Source organism: Amycolatopsis sp. DG1A-15b (assembly GCF_030285645.1).
Taxonomy (GTDB): Bacteria; Actinomycetota; Actinomycetes; order Mycobacteriales; family Pseudonocardiaceae; genus Amycolatopsis.
Genome location: NZ_CP127296.1, coordinates 3,582,408 through 3,598,732, shown reverse-complemented (window position 1 = coordinate 3,598,732; position 16,325 = coordinate 3,582,408). Strand labels below are relative to the sequence as shown.

Annotated in this window: 12 protein-coding genes; 5 read left to right on the top strand and 7 right to left on the bottom strand. The window is 70.0% G+C overall.

Translation table 11 applies throughout. The features are described from left to right. Positions 1–4 precede the first annotated feature (4 nt). Positions 5–637 (bottom strand): UdgX family uracil-DNA binding protein, encoded by a 633-nt coding sequence (locus QRY02_RS16245; RefSeq protein WP_285992358.1) that lies wholly within the window; start codon positions 635–637, stop codon positions 5–7. An 85-nt stretch (positions 638–722) separates the two neighbouring features. Between QRY02_RS16245 and QRY02_RS16240 the strand changes: the two genes are divergently transcribed. Next, the gene (locus QRY02_RS16240) at positions 723–1,139 is read left to right on the top strand and encodes a CBS domain-containing protein (protein ID WP_285992357.1); all 417 of its coding nucleotides are present in this window, start codon (positions 723–725) and stop codon (positions 1,137–1,139) included. A gap of 220 nt (positions 1,140–1,359) precedes the next feature. On the opposite strand, the gene QRY02_RS16235 is transcribed toward QRY02_RS16240, so the two are convergent. The 6 genes from QRY02_RS16235 to QRY02_RS16210 form a co-directional block, all read right to left on the bottom strand. Beyond that, positions 1,360–1,668, bottom strand: a complete 309-nt coding sequence (locus tag QRY02_RS16235) for a DUF3040 domain-containing protein (protein ID WP_285992356.1) — start codon at positions 1,666–1,668, stop codon at positions 1,360–1,362. Between the two features lie 64 nt (positions 1,669–1,732). After that, positions 1,733–3,499, bottom strand: a complete 1,767-nt coding sequence (locus QRY02_RS16230; protein ID WP_285992355.1) for an IlvD/Edd family dehydratase — start codon at positions 3,497–3,499, stop codon at positions 1,733–1,735. Between the two features lie 88 nt (positions 3,500–3,587). Beyond that, positions 3,588–4,952: a GH1 family beta-glucosidase gene (locus QRY02_RS16225; protein ID WP_285993851.1), complete on the bottom strand. Its 1,365-nt coding sequence runs from the start codon at positions 4,950–4,952 to the stop codon at positions 3,588–3,590. A gap of 44 nt (positions 4,953–4,996) precedes the next feature. Continuing rightward, positions 4,997–5,869, bottom strand: a complete 873-nt coding sequence (locus QRY02_RS16220; RefSeq protein WP_285992354.1) for a carbohydrate ABC transporter permease — start codon at positions 5,867–5,869, stop codon at positions 4,997–4,999. Beyond that, on the bottom strand, positions 5,866–6,861 hold the full coding sequence (locus QRY02_RS16215) for a carbohydrate ABC transporter permease (RefSeq protein WP_285992353.1): 996 nt from the start codon (positions 6,859–6,861) through the stop codon (positions 5,866–5,868). The genes QRY02_RS16220 and QRY02_RS16215 overlap by 4 nt, the downstream gene beginning before the upstream one ends. A 4-nt stretch (positions 6,862–6,865) precedes the next feature. Further along, complete coding sequence (locus tag QRY02_RS16210; protein WP_285992352.1) at positions 6,866–8,170, bottom strand: ABC transporter substrate-binding protein; 1,305 nt, start codon at positions 8,168–8,170, stop codon at positions 6,866–6,868. A gap of 249 nt (positions 8,171–8,419) precedes the next feature. On the opposite strand from QRY02_RS16210, the gene QRY02_RS16205 reads away from it, so the two are divergent. From QRY02_RS16205 to QRY02_RS16190, 4 genes are all read left to right on the top strand, one after another. After that, positions 8,420–9,415, top strand: coding sequence for a LacI family DNA-binding transcriptional regulator (locus tag QRY02_RS16205; protein ID WP_285993850.1), 996 nt, complete (start codon positions 8,420–8,422; stop codon positions 9,413–9,415). A gap of 515 nt (positions 9,416–9,930) precedes the next feature. Further along, positions 9,931–12,849: a glycoside hydrolase family 48 protein gene (locus tag QRY02_RS16200; RefSeq protein WP_285992351.1), complete on the top strand. Its 2,919-nt coding sequence runs from the start codon at positions 9,931–9,933 to the stop codon at positions 12,847–12,849. 10 nt (positions 12,850–12,859) lie between these two features. Beyond that, a complete protein-coding gene (locus QRY02_RS16195; protein ID WP_285992350.1) occupies positions 12,860–14,386 on the top strand; it encodes a cellulase family glycosylhydrolase in 1,527 nt (508 codons plus the stop codon). A 216-nt stretch (positions 14,387–14,602) separates the two neighbouring features. Next, positions 14,603–16,249 (top strand): glycoside hydrolase family 6 protein, encoded by a 1,647-nt coding sequence (locus QRY02_RS16190; protein ID WP_285992349.1) that lies wholly within the window; start codon positions 14,603–14,605, stop codon positions 16,247–16,249. Positions 16,250–16,325: the final 76 nt, after the last annotated feature.

The following is a 16,325-nucleotide window of genomic DNA, read 5'->3' as shown; positions in this document are numbered from 1 at the left end:
TTCTTCAGCAGAGCAGCTTGGCCGCGGCCCGCAGATCGGCGACGAAGCCCGCGTAGACCTCGTCCCGGTCCGGCGCCCGCAGCACGGCCGACGGGTGGACCGTCGCCATCGCCGACGGCACCAGCTCGGCCAGCTCCTCCGGCGGCTCGAGCGGCTCGCCCCGGTGCGCGGTCAGCCGGAACTTCGGGCCCAGCAACGACTGCGCGGCCGTCGCGCCCAGCAGCAGCACCAGCTCCGGGCGCACGGCACGCAGTTCCGCCAGCAGCCACGGGCGGCACGCGACCACCTCGGTGCGGCCCGGCTTCTGGTGGATCCGGCGCTTCCCGCGTTCGTCCCGCTTGAACTTGAAGTGCTTGACCGCGTTGGTGACGTACAACGACCGCCGGTCGAAGCCGGCTTCTTCGAAGGCGCGGTCCAGCAGCTTCCCGGCGGGCCCCACGAACGGCTCGCCCGCGAGGTCCTCCTTGTCGCCCGGCTGCTCGCCGACGACGAGGACCTTCGCCCCGGCCGAGCCTTCGCCGAAGACGGTCTGCGTGGCGTCCTGGTGGAGGTGGCACCCCTGGCAGCCGGACGCCGCCGACCGCAACCGGTCGAGGTCGGTGGTGTCCGGCGGCTCGGCACCGCGGGAATCCGGCATGCGCCCGGAAATTCCCCGTCCGGGGCACGGGTAAACGTGCCCGGCCCGGGTAGCCGGACCACACAACCCAGGAAAGGAGTTCACGATGACCACCGCACGCGACATCATGACGTCGGACGCGACCTGCGCCCGGGAGTCCGACACCGTGCACGACGCCGCGGTCACGATGGCGCAGAAGGGGGTCGGCGCCCTGCCGATCTGCGGCGAGGACAACCGGCTGAAGGGCATGCTCACCGACCGCGACATCGTGGTGAAGGTGCTGGCCGAGGGCAAGGACCCGCGCGCGGTCCACGTCGGCGAGCTCGCCCAGGGCGAGGTCGTCACGATCGGCGCGGACGACGACGCCCAGGAGATCCTGCGCACGATGTCCGAGCACCGCGTCCGCCGGCTGCCGGTGATCGACGGGCACGACCTGGTCGGCATCGTCGCCCAGGCCGACGTGGCCCGGGCGCTGTCGAACCCGTCCGCCGGTGAGCTGGTCGAGGCCCTCTCGTACGACTGAGTGACGCCTCGACGCAGTACGGCCGCCCCCGGCGCGAGTTCCGGGGGCGGCCGTACTGTGTCATTTGCAGCGGGCTGCGTCGTGGGTGGCGGGGTTGCGTCGTCACGGGTCGTGGGTGGCGGGGCTGCGTCGTGGGTGGCGGGGTTGCGTCGTCATGGCAGCGGAGCTGCGTCGTACTGTGTAATGGCAGCGGGATCAGCGTCGTCGAGGGTAGCGGGGATCAGCGCGGGCCGGGGGCCGGCGCGGCACCGTCCTCAGTGGACTCGCGGATCGACTCGGCGCGGGCGATGTGCCAGGCCACCAGCGCGCCCGCGCTCACGGTGCCCCAGAGTACGAGCGCGGCGTCGCGGGCGAACAGCCCGACGAGCAGCATCACCACCGCCGTGACGTCGCAGAGCACCAGCAGCAGGCTCCAGCGCCGGGGCGAGCGGAGCTTGCGGCCGCTGAAGGCGGCGGCGAACGCGGGATCACTCGCGCGCAGTTCCGCCTCGATTTCGCGCAGGGCGTGGCGTTCTCGATCCGGGAGCATGGGGGCCTCCTCGCCTGGGCTACCGCTGGGGATACCCGTTTTCCCCGCGGGCGAAGCACCGGAATCAGTGGTTGTGGCGGGGGATTCCCTTCGTCGCCGCGATGCGCTGGTACGCCACGGCCGGGCGCAGCACCATGCCGTCGCACAGCTGGTCGGTCATCGACCGCTGGATCTCCTGCCACGGCGTCTGCGACTCCGGCACCGGGTAGCCGCCCGCCTCGGCCAGCGCCCGGTGGCGCTGCGCGAGCTCGTCGTCGGAGATCAGGACGTCCGCGGTGCCGGCGCCCAGGTCGATCCGGACCCGGTCCCCGGTCCGCAGCACGGCGAGACCGCCGCCGGCCGCGGCTTCGGGGGAGGCGTTGAGGATCGACGGCGAGCCGGAGGTCCCGGACTGGCGGCCGTCGCCGAGGCAGGGCAGCTCGTGCACGCCCCGCTTGATCAGCTCCGCGGGCGGCCGCATGTTGACCACCTCCGCCGAGCCCGGGTAGCCGAGCGGGCCGGCGCCGCGCATCACCAGCAGCGAGTGCTCGTCGACGCCGAGGTCCGGGTCGTCGATGCGGGCGTGGTAGTCCTCGGGGCCGTCGAAGACGACCGCGGTGCCTTCGTAGACGCCCCCGGCCAGGTACCGGCGCCGGAACTCCGGCGAGATGACGCTGGACTTCATGATCGCCGCGTCGAAGAGGTTGCCCTTCAGCACCAGGAACCCGGCGTCGGGGGTGAGGGCGGTGCCGAAGGTCCGGATGACGTCCCGGTCGCCGGCTTCGGCGTCGCGGCAGTTGTCGCCGAGGGTGCGGCCGTTGACGGTGGGCGCGTCCTCGTGGATCAGCCCGTGGCGCATCAGCTCGTGCACCACGGCCGGCACCCCGCCCGCGCGGTGGAACTCCTCGCCGAGGTACTTGCCCGCGGGCTGCAGGTCGACCAGCAGCGGGACGGCGTGGCCGAGCCGCTGCCAGTCGTCGAGGGGCAGGTCGACGCCGATGTGCCGGGCGATCGCGCCGAGGTGGATGGGTGCGTTGGTCGAGCCGCCGATCGCGGAGCTCACCACGATCGCGTTCTCGAACGCCTCGCGCGTCAGGATGTCCGACGGCTTGAGGTCCTCGCGGACCATCTCGACGATCCGCAGCCCGGTCCGGTAGGCCATCCGCGCCCGGTCGCGGTGCGGGGCCGGGATGGCCGCGCAGCCGGGCAGGCTCATCCCGAGGGTCTCGGCGAGCGCGTTCATCGTGGACGCCGTGCCCATCGTGTTGCAGTGCCCCGGCGACGGCGCGGACGACGCGACGAGCTCCATGAACCCGGCGTCGTCGATCTCGCCGGCGGCGAGCAGCTCCCGCGCCTTCCAGATGATCGTGCCGGACCCGGTCCGCTCGCCCTTGAACCAGCCGTTGAGCATCGGGCCGCCGGAGAGCACGATCGCGGGGATGTCGACGGTCGCGGCGGCCATCAGGCACGCCGGGGTGGTCTTGTCGCAGCCGGTGGTGAGCACGACGCCGTCGATGGGGTAGCCGTAGAGCGTCTCGACCAGGCCGAGGTAGGCGAGGTTCCGGTCGAGGGCGGCGGTGGGGCGCTTGCCGGTCTCCTGGATCGGGTGCACCGGGAACTCGATCGCGATCCCGCCGGCCTCGCGGATGCCCTCCCGCGTCCGGTCGGCCAGCTGCAGGTGGTGGCGGTTGCAGGGGGTGAGGTCGGAGCCGGTCTGCGCGATGCCGATGACCGGCTTGCCGGACTGCAGCTCCTCCCGGGTGATGCCCCAGTTCATGTACCGCTCGAGGTAGAGCGCGGTCATCCCGGGGTCGGCGGGGTTGTCGAACCAAGCTTCGCTGCGCAGTCCCATACCGGTCAGTCTGGCAACGCGCCCCGCGGAATGCACGCCCCGGCGCCCGTGAAGGCCACCCGCGCCGGTGGCCTTCACGGGCATCCGATCAGCCGAGCCCGTTGAGGCCGATCACCCGCGAGTACCAGTGGGCACTCTGCTTCGGCGTCCGCCGCTGCGTCGCGTAGTCGACGTGGACCAGGCCGAACCGCTTCGCGTACCCCTCGGCCCACTCGAAGTTGTCCAGCAGCGACCAGTAGAAGTACCCGCGCAGGTCGACGCCCGCCTCGATGGCCTCGTGCGCCGCCCGCAGGTGGGAGTCGAGGAACGCGACGCGGTCGGTGTCGACGATGTCACCGCCGTCGGAGACGACGTCGGGGTAGGCCGCGCCGTTCTCCGTGATGTACAGCGGCACCGGCCGGTAGCCGCGGTGCACCTGCAGCAGCGACTCGGTCAGCCCGGCCGGCTGGACTTCCCAGCCGGAGTCGGTGCGGGGCGCCGCCGGGTCCGGGACGAAGTGCACGTCGGCCGCACCCACCCACTCGGGGCCCGCCGGCTCGCTGCCCGGCACCGGACGGCCCGCGACGCGGTAGTCGCGGTAGTAGTTCACGCCCAGCCAGTCGACGTGCGCGGCGATGACCGCGGCGTCTTCGTCGCGCACGACCGAGCCGAGCCCGAACGGCTCGAGGTCGGCGACCAGGTCGTCCGGGTAGCCGCCGCGCAGCACCGGGTCGAGGAACAACCGGTTCTGCAGGCCGTCGATCCGCCGGGCCGCGGCGACGTCGGCGACGTTCGCCGGGTCGTGCGGGACGACCGGGTACAGGTTCAGCGTGATGCCGGCCGCGGTCTCCGGGGCGTGCCGCCGGATGACGTCCATCGCCAGGCCGTGGCCCAGCAGGAGGTGGTGCGTGGCGGCCACGGCCGCCGGGTGGTCGGCGCGGCCGGGCGCGTGGATGCCGCCCGCGTAGCCGAGCATCGCCGCGCACCACGGCTCGTTGAGCGTCGACCAGCTGGCGACCCGGTCGCCCAGCCGCTCCAGCACGGTCTCGGCGTACTCGGCGAACCGGTAGGCCGTGTCCCGGTTGGTCCAGCCGCCCTTCTCCTCCAGGGCCTGCGGCAGGTCCCAGTGGTACAGCGTCGCCCACGGCTGGATCCCGGACTCGAGCAGGCAGTCGACCAGCCGGTCGTAGAAGCCGAGGCCGGCGGTGTTCGCCTCGCCGCCGTCCGGGCGCACCCGCGGCCAGGCCAGCGAGAACCGGTAGGCCCCGAGGTTGAGCCGGCGCATCAGCCCGACGTCTTCGGAGTACCGCCGGTAGTGGTCGGCCGCCGGTTCGCCGTTGTCGCCGCCCCGGACCGCACCCGGGCGGCGGGCGAAGACGTCCCAGACCGAATCGGTGCGCCCGTCGGCCGTCGTGGCCCCTTCCACCTGGAACGCCGCGGTGGCGGCGCCCCAGACGAAGCCAGGCGGGAACATCAACGCGGTCTCCGCCCGAACGCTGTCGGGATGTACGGACATGTTCACCCTTTCACGGCACCTTGCATGATCCCGGCCACGATCTGGCGGCCGAGGAGGACGAAGACGATGAGGATGGGAATGGTGGCCAGGGTCGTGCCGGCCAGGACGAGCGAATAGTCGACGTAGTAGCCGCTCTGCAGCTTTTCCAGGGCCACCTGGACGGTGGGGTTGCCGGCGTCCAGCACGACGAGCGGCCACAGGAAGTCGTTCCACGACATCATGAACGTGAACATCGCGAGGATCGCCGCGGCCGGGCGCACCGCGGGCATGCAGACGTTCCAGAAGATCCGGATCATGCTGCAGCCGTCGACGCGCGCGGCCTCGACGAGCTCGTACGGCAGCGCGTCGATGGTGTACTGCCGCATCCAGAACACGCCGAACGCGGTGACCAGGTTGGGCACGATCACCGCCGCCAGGCTCCCCGTCCAGCCCAGCTCGGACATCGCGATGAACAGCGGGATGATGCCCAGCTGGGTGGGCACCGCGAGTGTGACGACGATGAACACGAAGGCCTTGTTGCGCCCCCGGAACCGCAGTTTCGCGAAGGCGAACCCGGCCAGCGAGGAGAACAGCACCGTCGTCAGCGTCACCGTGCCGGACACGATGACGCTGTTGGCCAGCGCCTTCCAGAACGGCACGGTGTCGAACACCCGCGCGGCGTTGGCGAAGAAGTTGCCGCCGGGCACGAACGGCGGGATGCGGTCGGTGAGCATCCCGTTGTCGCGGCTGGCCACCAGGAACGACCAGTAGAACGGGAACAGCGAACCGAGCACGAAGATCGCCAGCACGATGTAGGTCGCCTTGCGCGGCTTACCGAGCGTGGCGACGCTCTTGCGCAGTCCCGTTTTCGGGGAGTCACTCTGGAGTGTCGTCATTTCTTCTTCACCTTCACCGCCGGGGTGCTGGCGATCCGGCTGGTGAGGAAGAAGTTCGCCAGCGCGATGAGCACGATGATCAGGAACAGCACCCAGGCGATCGCCGAGGCGTAGCCGAGGTCGGCGTTCTGGAACGCCGTCTGGTAGAGGTACAGCGTCACGGTCTGGAACTGGTTCGTGGAACCGCCGTTGTTCGACCCCGGCATGGCGTCGAACAGCTTCGGCTCGGTGAAGATCTGCAGGCCACCGATCGTCGAGGTGATGGTGATGAAGATCAGCGTCGGCCGGAGCAGCGGCAAGGTGACGTTCCAGAACCGGCGCCACGTGCCGGCCCCGTCGATCACCGCCGCCTCGTGCAGTTCCTTCGGAATGGCCTGCATGGCCGCCAGCACGATCAGGGCGTTGTAGCCGGTCCAGCGCCAGTTCACCATGATCGCGATCGCGACGTGGCTGGCGAACCGGTTGGCCTGCCACTCGATCGGGTCCAGTCCGAAGGTCTGCAGCACGCCGTTGATCAGCCCGTACTTCGGGCCGAACAGGTTGGCGAAGATGATGCCGATGGCGACGAGACTGGCCGCGTACGGGAGCAGGATGCCCACGCGCCAGCCGGTCGCGCCGCGCAGCCGGGCGCCGAGCAGCGCCGCCAGCAGGATCGCGATGACCAGCTGCGGGATGCTCGAGAGCAGGAAGATGCTGACCGTGTTGACCAGCGCGTTCCAGAACTGCGTGTCGGCGAACAGCTCCGTGTAGTTGCCGATGCCGAGGAAGTCGGGGTGGTCGGCCCCGGCCTCCCACTTGAACATCGAGACATACGCGGTGTAGAGCAGCGGGAACAGGCCGACGATCCCGAAGAGGATGAAGAACGGGGCGATGTAGAGGTACGGCGAGACCTTGACGTCCCACCGGCTCAACCGGTGACGGAAGGTGGGCCGGGGAGACACCCGCTCCCCGGCCTTACTCCCTTCTGGCGCGACCTTGTCGATGACGGTCATCGGTTCAGCGCGTGATCTTCTTCGCGGCTTCGACCATCTGGTTCCACGCGTCCGCTGCCGGCTTGCCCTGTTCGACCGCCTGCAGGGCCGGGCTGGACGCGTTTTCCTGGATCTGGCCGTCACCGGGGCCCTTGTACTGCGGCTTCTTGACCTTCTTGGCCTGCTCGGCGAACAGCTGGCCGACCTTCGTGTCGCCGAAGTAGGGGTTGGTGTAGCTCAGCAGCGCCGGGTCCGTGAGCGCCTTGACCTGGCTGGGGAAGTTGCCCTTGGCCTGGAACGCCTTGATCTGCTGCTCGGGCGCGGTCAGCCAGGCCGCGAGTTCGGCGGCCTCCCGCGGGTGCTTCGACTGCGTCGGGACGGTCAGGTACGAGCCGCCCCAGTTGCCGCCGCCGCCGGGGAACGCCGCGGTGACCGCCCACTTGCCGGCGAGCTCCGGGCCGGCGTGTTCCTTGATCACGCCGAGCATCCAGGCCGGGCACACCTTCGTGGCGAACGCGCTCTGCTTGAAGCTGGCTTCCCACTCGGGGCTGAACGCCGTGAGCTTGGCCGACTCGCCCTTGGCGACCGCGTCGGTGACCTTGGTCCAGGCGTCCTTGAGGCCCTGGTTCTTCTCGACGGCCAGCTTGTCGTCGGTGCCGATGTAGCCCTCGGGGAGCTGGTTGACCATGGCGTTGAAGTTCTGCGAGGCCGAGTCGAACCACGCCTTGCCGTTGCTCTTCTTCACGAAGTCCGCACCGGCGGCGAAGTAGCTGTCCCAGGTGGCGAACAGCGGCTTGACCGCTTCGGGGTCGTCCGGCAGCCCGGCGTCCTTGAACATGTCCTTGCGGTAGCACATGGCGAGCGGACCGATGTCGGTGCCGTAGCCGATGACCTTGCCGTCCTTGGTCTTGGCGGCTTCGTACTTCCAGTCCAGCCAGCGGTCGGGGGAGGCGTCGGCCGGCCCGATCTTGCTCAGGTCGTTGAACTTCGAGCCCTTGTCGAGGAAGTCGGACAGGTGGCCCTCTTCGAGCGCCGTCACGTCGGCGAGGCCCGAGCCCGCGGCCAGCTTGGTGACGAGTTCCTCGTGGAAGGGGCCGCCCTGGCCGGTCTTGCGGTGGGTGATCTTGATGTTGGGGTGCAGCCGCTCGTATTCCGGGATGAGGTCCTCGTAGCCGAACTCGGTGAACGTCGCCAGCGTCAGGTCGACGTGCTCGTTCGGGTTCGCCGCGGCCGGAGGCTGCTGTTCACCGCCCCCGCTGCAGGCCGAGGCGCCGAGCGCCGTCATCGTGATGCCCAGTGCCAGGACCAGGCCGTTCCGGATCGTTCTCACGTGTCCAACCACCTTGTTGACGGGAATGAGCGCTCTCACTGCTGGGAGCCGATCTGGGAGCGCTCCCAGGTGTGGCAGAGTCTGCTGGGGCCCTTCACCGGTGTCAAGAGGTCGTAACCGGAGTGTTTCCTGCGAGGAGCGCTCCCGGACATTGCCCTGCGTGACCGTTAAGCTGTCCAGGTCCGGGTGGTTGTGGTGAGCGAGGGCGGTGCCGTGGGGCCTCGAGCAGGGGATGAAGAACGGCCGACACTGGAGGACGTCGCGGCGTTCGCCGGCGTGTCGCGGTCGACGGCGTCACGCGCGTTGAACGACGACGCGTACGTCAGTGCGGCGGCGCGGGAGAAGGTGCTGGCCGCGGCCCGTGACCTGGGCTACTCCCCGAACCAGGCGGCTCGGTCGCTGGTCACGCGCCGCACCGGGGCGATCGCGGTGGTGCTGTCGGAGCCGGAGTCCCGGCTGCTCGACGACCCGTACCGCGCGGCCGTGATGCGGGCCGGCTACCGGGAGCTCGCCGACGTCGGCCGGCAGATGGTGCTGATCTTCAGTGACATCCGCGAGGACCTGAGCCGGACGGTCCGGTTCCTCGAAGGCGGGCACGTCGACGGCGCGCTGGTCTTCGCGCCGCACCGGGCCGACCCGCTGCCCAAGGCGCTGCGGCTGCTGCGCATCCCGGTGGTGTTCGGCGGCCAAGCGGCCGGCATCCGCCGCGGTGTGCACGTCGTCGACTTCGACAACGAGGGCGGCGCCCGGCTCGCGGTCCAGCACCTGGTCGCGGCCGGCAGGCGGCGGATCGCCACGATCGCCGGCCCGCAGGACCAGAGCGCCCCGATAGACCGCCTCGCCGGCTGGCGCAAGACCCTCCTCGACGCCGGGCTCGACCCCGCCGACCTGGCCGAAGAGGCCGACTTCACGCTTTCGGGCGGCGCGAACGCGATGTCGGCGCTGCTGGCCCGGCACGCGGACCTGGACGCGGTGTTCGTCGCCAGCGACATGATGGCGGTGGGCGCGCTGCGGACGCTGGACGCGGCCGGCCGCCGCATCCCGGGTGACGTCGCGGTGGTCAGCTTCGACGACAACGCGACACTGGCCCCGGCCATGGACCCGCCCCTGACGTCGGTCCACCAGGACCCCCGCGAGCAGGTCCACGCGATGGTCGAGACCCTGATGCGGCTGCTCGACGACCAGAACCTCAAACCGCGCCAGCACATCCTCCCGGTCTCCCTGGCGGTCCGCGCCTCGAGCTGACTCCGTGTCGTCCCCCCGATCACGCGTGTCGACCTCCTGATCACGCGTGTCGACCCTTGCCGCACGCGCCCGAGGGCCGAACCGGCGTACCCGATGGGTCGGTCGGCGTACCGGCGGGCCGGTTCGCGTGTCCAGAGGGTCGGCTCTCGTGTCTGGAGGGTCGACACGCGTGTTTCACGGGTCGACACGCTTGAGGTAGAGCCCGCTCGGCGGGGCATGACTCGATGGGTGGGAACGTTCCGGTCCGAGATGCACGCCTTTGGCGCTAAACGGCGTTTCCCGGACACCCCGCGTGACCGGTTGGTTAGGCCGAACGGGTGGTTGTACAACTTTCGGGTACGGCTGTTCAGGAGTGTTCAGTGAGCCGGTGTTCGCCGGGCGCGCAGGTGTGACACCCGGGGCCGCGGTGTCCTTCTGACTCGATTCTTTACATCCAGGTTTCCGGCTGGCTACCGTCTGCGCCTGGAAGCGCTCCCAGATCGCTGGCTCCCTACGGACAAAGGAGTTCCGCAGCCATGCGTTCCTCTCCCCGAAAGCGCGCGCGTGCGCTGGCACTGGCCTCGGCCGTGCTGGCGGTCACGGGCGCGGTGGTCGCCCCACCTCCGGCGCTCGGCGCCGACATCGCCTGTTCCGTCACCTACACCACCAACGACTGGGACAACGGGTTCACCGCCAACGTCTCGCTGCGCAACGACGGGGCGCCGCTCGACAGCTGGAAGGTCGGCTGGACGTTCCTCGACGGCCAGAAGGTCCAGCAGGGCTGGAGCGCGACGTTCGCCCAGACCGGCGCCGCGGTCACCGCGACGAACCTGTCCTACAACGGCCACCTCGGCACCGGGGCGAGCACGTCGTTCGGGTTCAACGGCTCGAAGGGCTCGGCCAACCGGCCGCCGACGGACTTCTCGGTGAACGGCAGCGCGTGCACCGGGGCCAACAAGGCACCCACCGTCAGCCTGACCGCGCCGTCGCCGACCGGGACGTACTACGCCCCGGCGACCATCCCTCTAGCCGCGACGGCCGCCGACAGCGACGGCACGGTGAGCAAGGTCGAGTTCTACGCCGGTGACACGCTGCTGGCCACCGACACGGCCGCGCCCTTCGAGGGCAACTGGGGCAACGTCCCGGCCGGGACGTACTCGATCACCGCGAAGGCCTACGACAACAAGAACGCGTCGACGACGTCCAGCCCGGTCAGCGTGAAGGTCCTCTCCGGGCCGACGATCGTCGCCACCCCGGCGACCGCGCAGGTCAAGCAGGGCGGGAAGACGACGTTCGCGGTCTCGCTCGCCGGTGCCCCGACCGCCCCGGTCACCGTCGACGTCGCGAGGACGGCGGGCAGCACCGATCTGACCGCGAGTCCCACGAGCCTCACCTTCTCGACGACGAACTGGAACGTGCCGCAGAACGTCACGGTCACCAGCGCCGACAACGGGGGAGCGCTGGGCAGCGCGACCTTCACCGCGAGCGGCACCGGCTACACCGCGGCCACGGTGACGGTCAACGAGATCTCGTCGTCCACTTCGGACTACCAGCTCGCGTTCCTCACGCAGTACAACAAGATCAAGGACCCGAACAACGGCTACTTCCGCAAGTTCGGGAACATCCTGGTGCCCTACCACTCGATCGAGACGCTGATCGTCGAGGCGCCCGACCACGGGCACGAGACGACGTCGGAGGCGTTCAGCTACTACCTGTGGCTGGAAGCGTCCTACGGCCGGGTGACCGGTGACTGGGCCCCGTTCAACCAGGCGTGGACGTCGATCGAGACGTACGCGATCCCGTCGGCGGCGGACCAGCCGGGCAACTCCGGCTACAACGCGAGCAAGCCGGCCACGTACGCGGCGGAATACCCGAGCCCGAAGTCCTACCCGTCGCAGCTGCAGAGCGGCGTGCCGGTCGGCGCGGACCCGATCGCGGCGGAGCTCAAGGCGGCCTACGGCTCGCCGGACGTCTACGGCATGCACTGGCTGCTCGACGTGGACAACATCTACAAGTTCGGTCACTGCGAGGACGGCACGAACACCGCGCCGGCGTTCATCAACACCTTCCAGCGCGGTTCGCAGGAATCGGTCTGGGAGACCGTCACCCAGCCGAGCTGCGACCTGCTGAAGTTCGGTGGCAAGAACGGGTACCTCGACCTGTTCACCGGCGACTCGTCGTACGCGAAGCAGTGGAAGTACACCGACGCGCCGGACGCGGACGCCCGCGTGGTGCAGGTGGCCTTCCAGGCCGAGAAGTGGGCCCAGGAGCAGGGCAAGAGCTCCGACGTCGCGGCCGTGCTGAAGAAGGCCTCGAAGATGGGCGACTACCTCCGGTACTCGCTGTTCGACAAGTACTACAAGAAGATCGGCAACTGCGTCGGCCCGTCGACCTGCCCGGCCGGCACCGGCAAGGACAGCGAGCACTACCTCATTTCGTGGTACTACGCCTGGGGCGGTTCGGCGGACACCGCCAGCTCCTGGGCGTGGCGGATCGGTGACGGCGCGGCGCACCAGGGTTACCAGAACCCGCTGGCCGCGTACGCGTTGTCGGCCGACCCGGGCCTGAAGGTGACTTCGGCGACCGGTGCGACGGACTGGGCGACCAGCCTCGGCCGGCAGATGGAGTTCCTGCAGTGGCTGCAGTCGTCCGAAGGCGGCCTCGCCGGTGGCGCGACCAACAGCTGGGACGGCCAGTACGGCACCCCGCCCGCGGGCACGCCGACCTTCTACGGGATGTACTACGACTGGCAGCCGGTCTGGCACGACCCGCCGAGCAACCAGTGGTTCGGCTTCCAGACCTGGGGGATGGAGCGGATCGCCGAGTACTACCAGGCGACCAACGACGCCCGGGCGAAGAAGATCCTCGACAAGTGGGTGCCCTGGGCGATCGCGAACACCACGGTCGGCGCCGGCGGGAGCTTCCAGATCCCGTCCGACCTGACCTGGAGCGGCGCGCCGGACACCTGGAGCGCCACCAGCCCCGGCTCGAACACCGGCCTGCACGTCTCGGTGAAGAACTACAGCCAGGACGTCGGGGTCGCGGCCTCGCTCGCCAAGACGCTGCTCTACTACGCGTCGGGGTCGAGCAACGCCCAGGCCAAGACGGTCGGGGAGCAGCTGCTGACCGCGCTTTCGGCGAACACGGACACCAAGGGCATCGCGGTGCCGGAGACCCGGTCGGACTACGACCGGTTCGACGACAAGTACAACGCCACCACGGACCAGGGGCTCTACGTGCCCTCGGGCTGGACGGGCACGATGCCGAACGGCGACCCGATCAACGCGAACTCCACGTTCCTGTCGATCCGTTCGTTCTACAAGAGCGACCCGCAGTGGCCGAAGGTCCAGGCCTACCTGGACGGCGGCGCCGCGCCGACGTTCACCTACCACCGGTTCTGGGCGCAGTCGGAGATCGCCACGGCGTTCGCCGCGCACGTCGCCCTGTTCGGCTGAGAGGCACCACATGAAGCGACTGCTCTCGCTGGTGGTCGCCGCACTGGTCGGGGGCGCCGTTCTCACGGCGTCCCCGGCCGCCGCGGCCCCGGAGACCACGGCGGCGGCCGGCACCGGCACCGGGTTCTGGCACGCCGCCGGATCCCAGCTGGTCGACGCGACCGGTGCGCCGGTCCGGATGACCGGCATCAACTGGTTCGGTGCCGAGACCGGCAACTACTCGCCGCACGGGCTGTGGAGCCGCAACTACAAGGACATGCTCGACCAGATGACCGGGCTCGGGTACAACACGCTCCGGCTGCCGTACTCGAACCAGCTGTTCGACGCCGGGTCCAAGCCGGTCAGCATCGACGCCGTGCAGAACCCGGACCTGCAGGGCCTGTCCGGCCTGCAGGTGCTCGACAAGATCGTCGCCTACGCCGGCGTCAAGGGGATGCGCGTGCTGCTGGACCGGCACCGGCCGGACTCCGGCGCGCAGTCCCCGCTCTGGTACACCAGCGCGTATTCCGAAAGCCGCTGGATCTCCGACTGGACGATGCTGGCCCAGCACTACAAGGGCAACCCGACGGTGATCGGCGCGGACCTGCACAACGAACCGCATTCGATCCAGGGTGGCGGCGGGGCCTGCTGGGGCTGCGGCGACACCGCGACCGACTGGCGGCTCGCCGCCGAACGGGCCGGCAACGCGGTGCTCGCAGCGAACCCGGACTGGCTGATCGTCGTCGAAGGCGTCGACTGCGTCAGCGGCACCGGCGACCCGCAGTGCGGCTGGTGGGGCGGAAACCTCTCCGGAGCCAGGCAGTTCCCGGTGCGGCTGTCCAAACCGGACAAGCTGGTGTACTCGGCGCACGAGTACGCGACGTCGGTGTTCGCCCAGACCTGGTTCTCCGACCCGGCGTTCCCGGCGAACCTGCCCGCGCTGTGGGACCACTTCTTCGGCTACCTGCACAAGCAGAACATCGCGCCGGTGCTGCTCGGCGAGTTCGGCAGCACGCTCGCCGACCCGCGCGACAAGGTCTGGCTGCAGGAGCTGATGAAGTACGGGGGCACCGGGACGAGCGGGATGAGCTTCACCTACTGGTCGTGGAACCCGAACTCGGGGGACACCGGCGGCATCCTCAACGACGACTGGACCACGGTCAACCAGACCAAGCAGGCGATCCTGCAGCCGTACCTGATCCCGCCGGTGGGTTCGGGCGGCGGCACGACCGACCCGCCGCCGGCGAGCTGCGCGGTCACCTACCACGTCGACAACACCTGGCAAGGCGGCTTCGTCGCCACGGTGACGTTGAAGAACACCGGAAGCTCGGCCCTGAAGAACTGGGCGCTCGGCTGGACCGTGCCGTCCGGGACGCAGATCACCGGCGGCTGGAACGCGACCGTCACGCAGACCGGGCAGCAGGCGAGCGCCAAGGCGCCCACCTGGGCGCCCGACCTGGCCGGCGGGGCCTCGGTGTCGATCGGCATCCAGGCGACCGGCGCCTCGACCGGCACGCCCGGCGGCTTCGCCGTCGGCGCGACCGCCTGCACCACCTGACCCATCCAACGACGAACACTGAGGAGCGCACTCAATGAGGAGTGAATTCTGGTCCGCGAAGAGGAAGTCACGGTTCGCCGTGGCGTCCTCGGTAACAGCGGCAGCGGTCACCGCTGGACTACTGGTGGCGGGGGCAGCCCGGCGGGCGCCGCCACCGGCTGCAAGGTCACCTACACCGTCAACTCGTGGAACACCGGCTTCACCGCCAACGTCGCCGTGACCAACCTGGGCGACGCCGTTTCGTCCTGGAACGTCGAATGGGACTTCGGCGGCAACCAGAAGGTCGAGCAGGGCTGGAGCGCCACGTTCAGCCAGAGCGGCAAGCACGTGAGCGCGAAGAACCCGTCGTGGGGCGGGTCGCTGGGCGCGAACGCCACGGCGAGCTTCGGCTTCAACGGCTCGTACTCGGGGACGAACGACATCCCCACGTCGTTCTCGCTCAACGGTGCCCACTGCGACGGCACGCCCCCGGTCACGACCACGTCACCGACGGGGCCGACGACGGTGACCACGTCACCGACCACCTCGACGACGCCGACCACCCCCACCACCCCGACGACGATCACCACGACGCCCCAGCCCGGGACGCACGTGGAGAACCCGTACGCCGGGGCCAAGGGGTACGTGAACCCGGACTGGTCCGGCGAGGTGAGCGCGGCGGCCGCGGCCAAGGGCGGTACGCTCGGCGCGCAGATGGCCAAGGTGGCCAACACCTCGACGGCGGTCTGGCTGGACCGGATCGCCGCGATCGCCGGTACGGCGGACTCGCGCGGCCTGCGCGGGCACCTCGACGCGGCGCTGGCCCAGGCCAGCGGCGGGACGCCGGTGACCATCCAGATCGTCGTCTACGACCTGCCGAACCGCGACTGCGCGGCGCTGGCGTCCAACGGTGAGCTGAAGGCCGCCCAGAACGGCCTGGCCCGGTACAAGAGCGAGTACATCGACCCGATCGCGTCGATCATGTCCGACGCGAAGTACTCGTCGCTGCGGATCGTGACGGTCGTGGAGCCGGACTCGCTGCCGAACCTGATCACGAACACCTCGATGGCGACCTGCGCGGAAGCGCAGTCCAGCGGGGTGTACACCCAGGGCATCCAGTACGCGCTGAACAAGCTGCACGCGATTCCCAACGTCTACAACTACCTGGACATCGCGCACTCGGCGTGGCTGGGCTGGGACAGCAACTTCGGTCCCTTCGTCAACCTGGTCAAGCAGGTGCTGCAGGGCACCACGGCCGGCGTGAACAGCGTCGACGGCTTCATCAGCTCCACGGCCAACTACACGCCGCTGACCGAGCCGAACCTGCCCGACCCGAACCTGACCGTCGGCGGGCAGCAGCTGAAGTCGGCGACGTTCTACCAGTGGAACCCGTACTTCGCCGAAATCCCCTTCGCCACGGCGATGTACAACGCGTTCGTGTCGGCGGGCCTGCCGAGCGGCATCGGCATGCTGGTCGACACCTCCCGCAACGGCTGGGGCGGCGCGGCCCGGCCGAGCGGGGCGTCGGGGTCCACTGTGGACGCGTACGTGAACTCGGGCCGGATCGACCGGCGCCTGCACCGCGGCAACTGGTGCAACCAGAGCGGCGCGGGCCTGGGTGTCCGGCCGACGGCGTCCCCGGCACCGCACTTCGACGCCTACGTCTGGATCAAGCCGCCGGGTGAGTCCGACGGCGCGAGCCAGCAGATCCCGAACGACGAAGGCAAGGGCGCGGACCCGATGTGCGACCCGACGTTCCACGGGACGCAGCAGGCCAACGGCGGCAACCTGACCGGTGCCCTGCCGAATGCCCCGCTGTCCGGCAAGTGGTTCGAGGCCCAGTTCGAGGAACTGGTCCAGAACGCCTACCCGCCGGTGCAGTAGGCAAGACCCCGGGCCGGGCGGTGCCGCGCAGCCGCCGCCCGGCCCGGCCTCCACCACGGCGGCCGCGGCCTGTCCC

Excerpts from the sequence above, each read along its gene's own strand:
- QRY02_RS16240 (WP_285992357.1), top strand. The coding sequence starts at position 723 with ATGACCACCGCACGCGACATCATGACGTCGGACGCGACCTGCGCCCGG.
- QRY02_RS16230 (WP_285992355.1), bottom strand. The coding sequence starts at position 3,499 with ATGGGACTGCGCAGCGAAGCTTGGTTCGACAACCCCGCCGACCCCGGG.
- QRY02_RS16245 (WP_285992358.1), bottom strand. The coding sequence starts at position 637 with ATGCCGGATTCCCGCGGTGCCGAGCCGCCGGACACCACCGACCTCGAC.
- QRY02_RS16225 (WP_285993851.1), bottom strand. The coding sequence starts at position 4,952 with ATGTTCCCGCCTGGCTTCGTCTGGGGCGCCGCCACCGCGGCGTTCCAG.
- QRY02_RS16215 (WP_285992353.1), bottom strand. The coding sequence starts at position 6,861 with ATGACCGTCATCGACAAGGTCGCGCCAGAAGGGAGTAAGGCCGGGGAG.
- QRY02_RS16235 (WP_285992356.1), bottom strand. The coding sequence starts at position 1,668 with ATGCTCCCGGATCGAGAACGCCACGCCCTGCGCGAAATCGAGGCGGAA.
- QRY02_RS16220 (WP_285992354.1), bottom strand. The coding sequence starts at position 5,869 with ATGACGACACTCCAGAGTGACTCCCCGAAAACGGGACTGCGCAAGAGC.
- QRY02_RS16195 (WP_285992350.1), top strand. The coding sequence starts at position 12,860 with ATGAAGCGACTGCTCTCGCTGGTGGTCGCCGCACTGGTCGGGGGCGCC.
- QRY02_RS16200 (WP_285992351.1), top strand. The coding sequence starts at position 9,931 with ATGCGTTCCTCTCCCCGAAAGCGCGCGCGTGCGCTGGCACTGGCCTCG.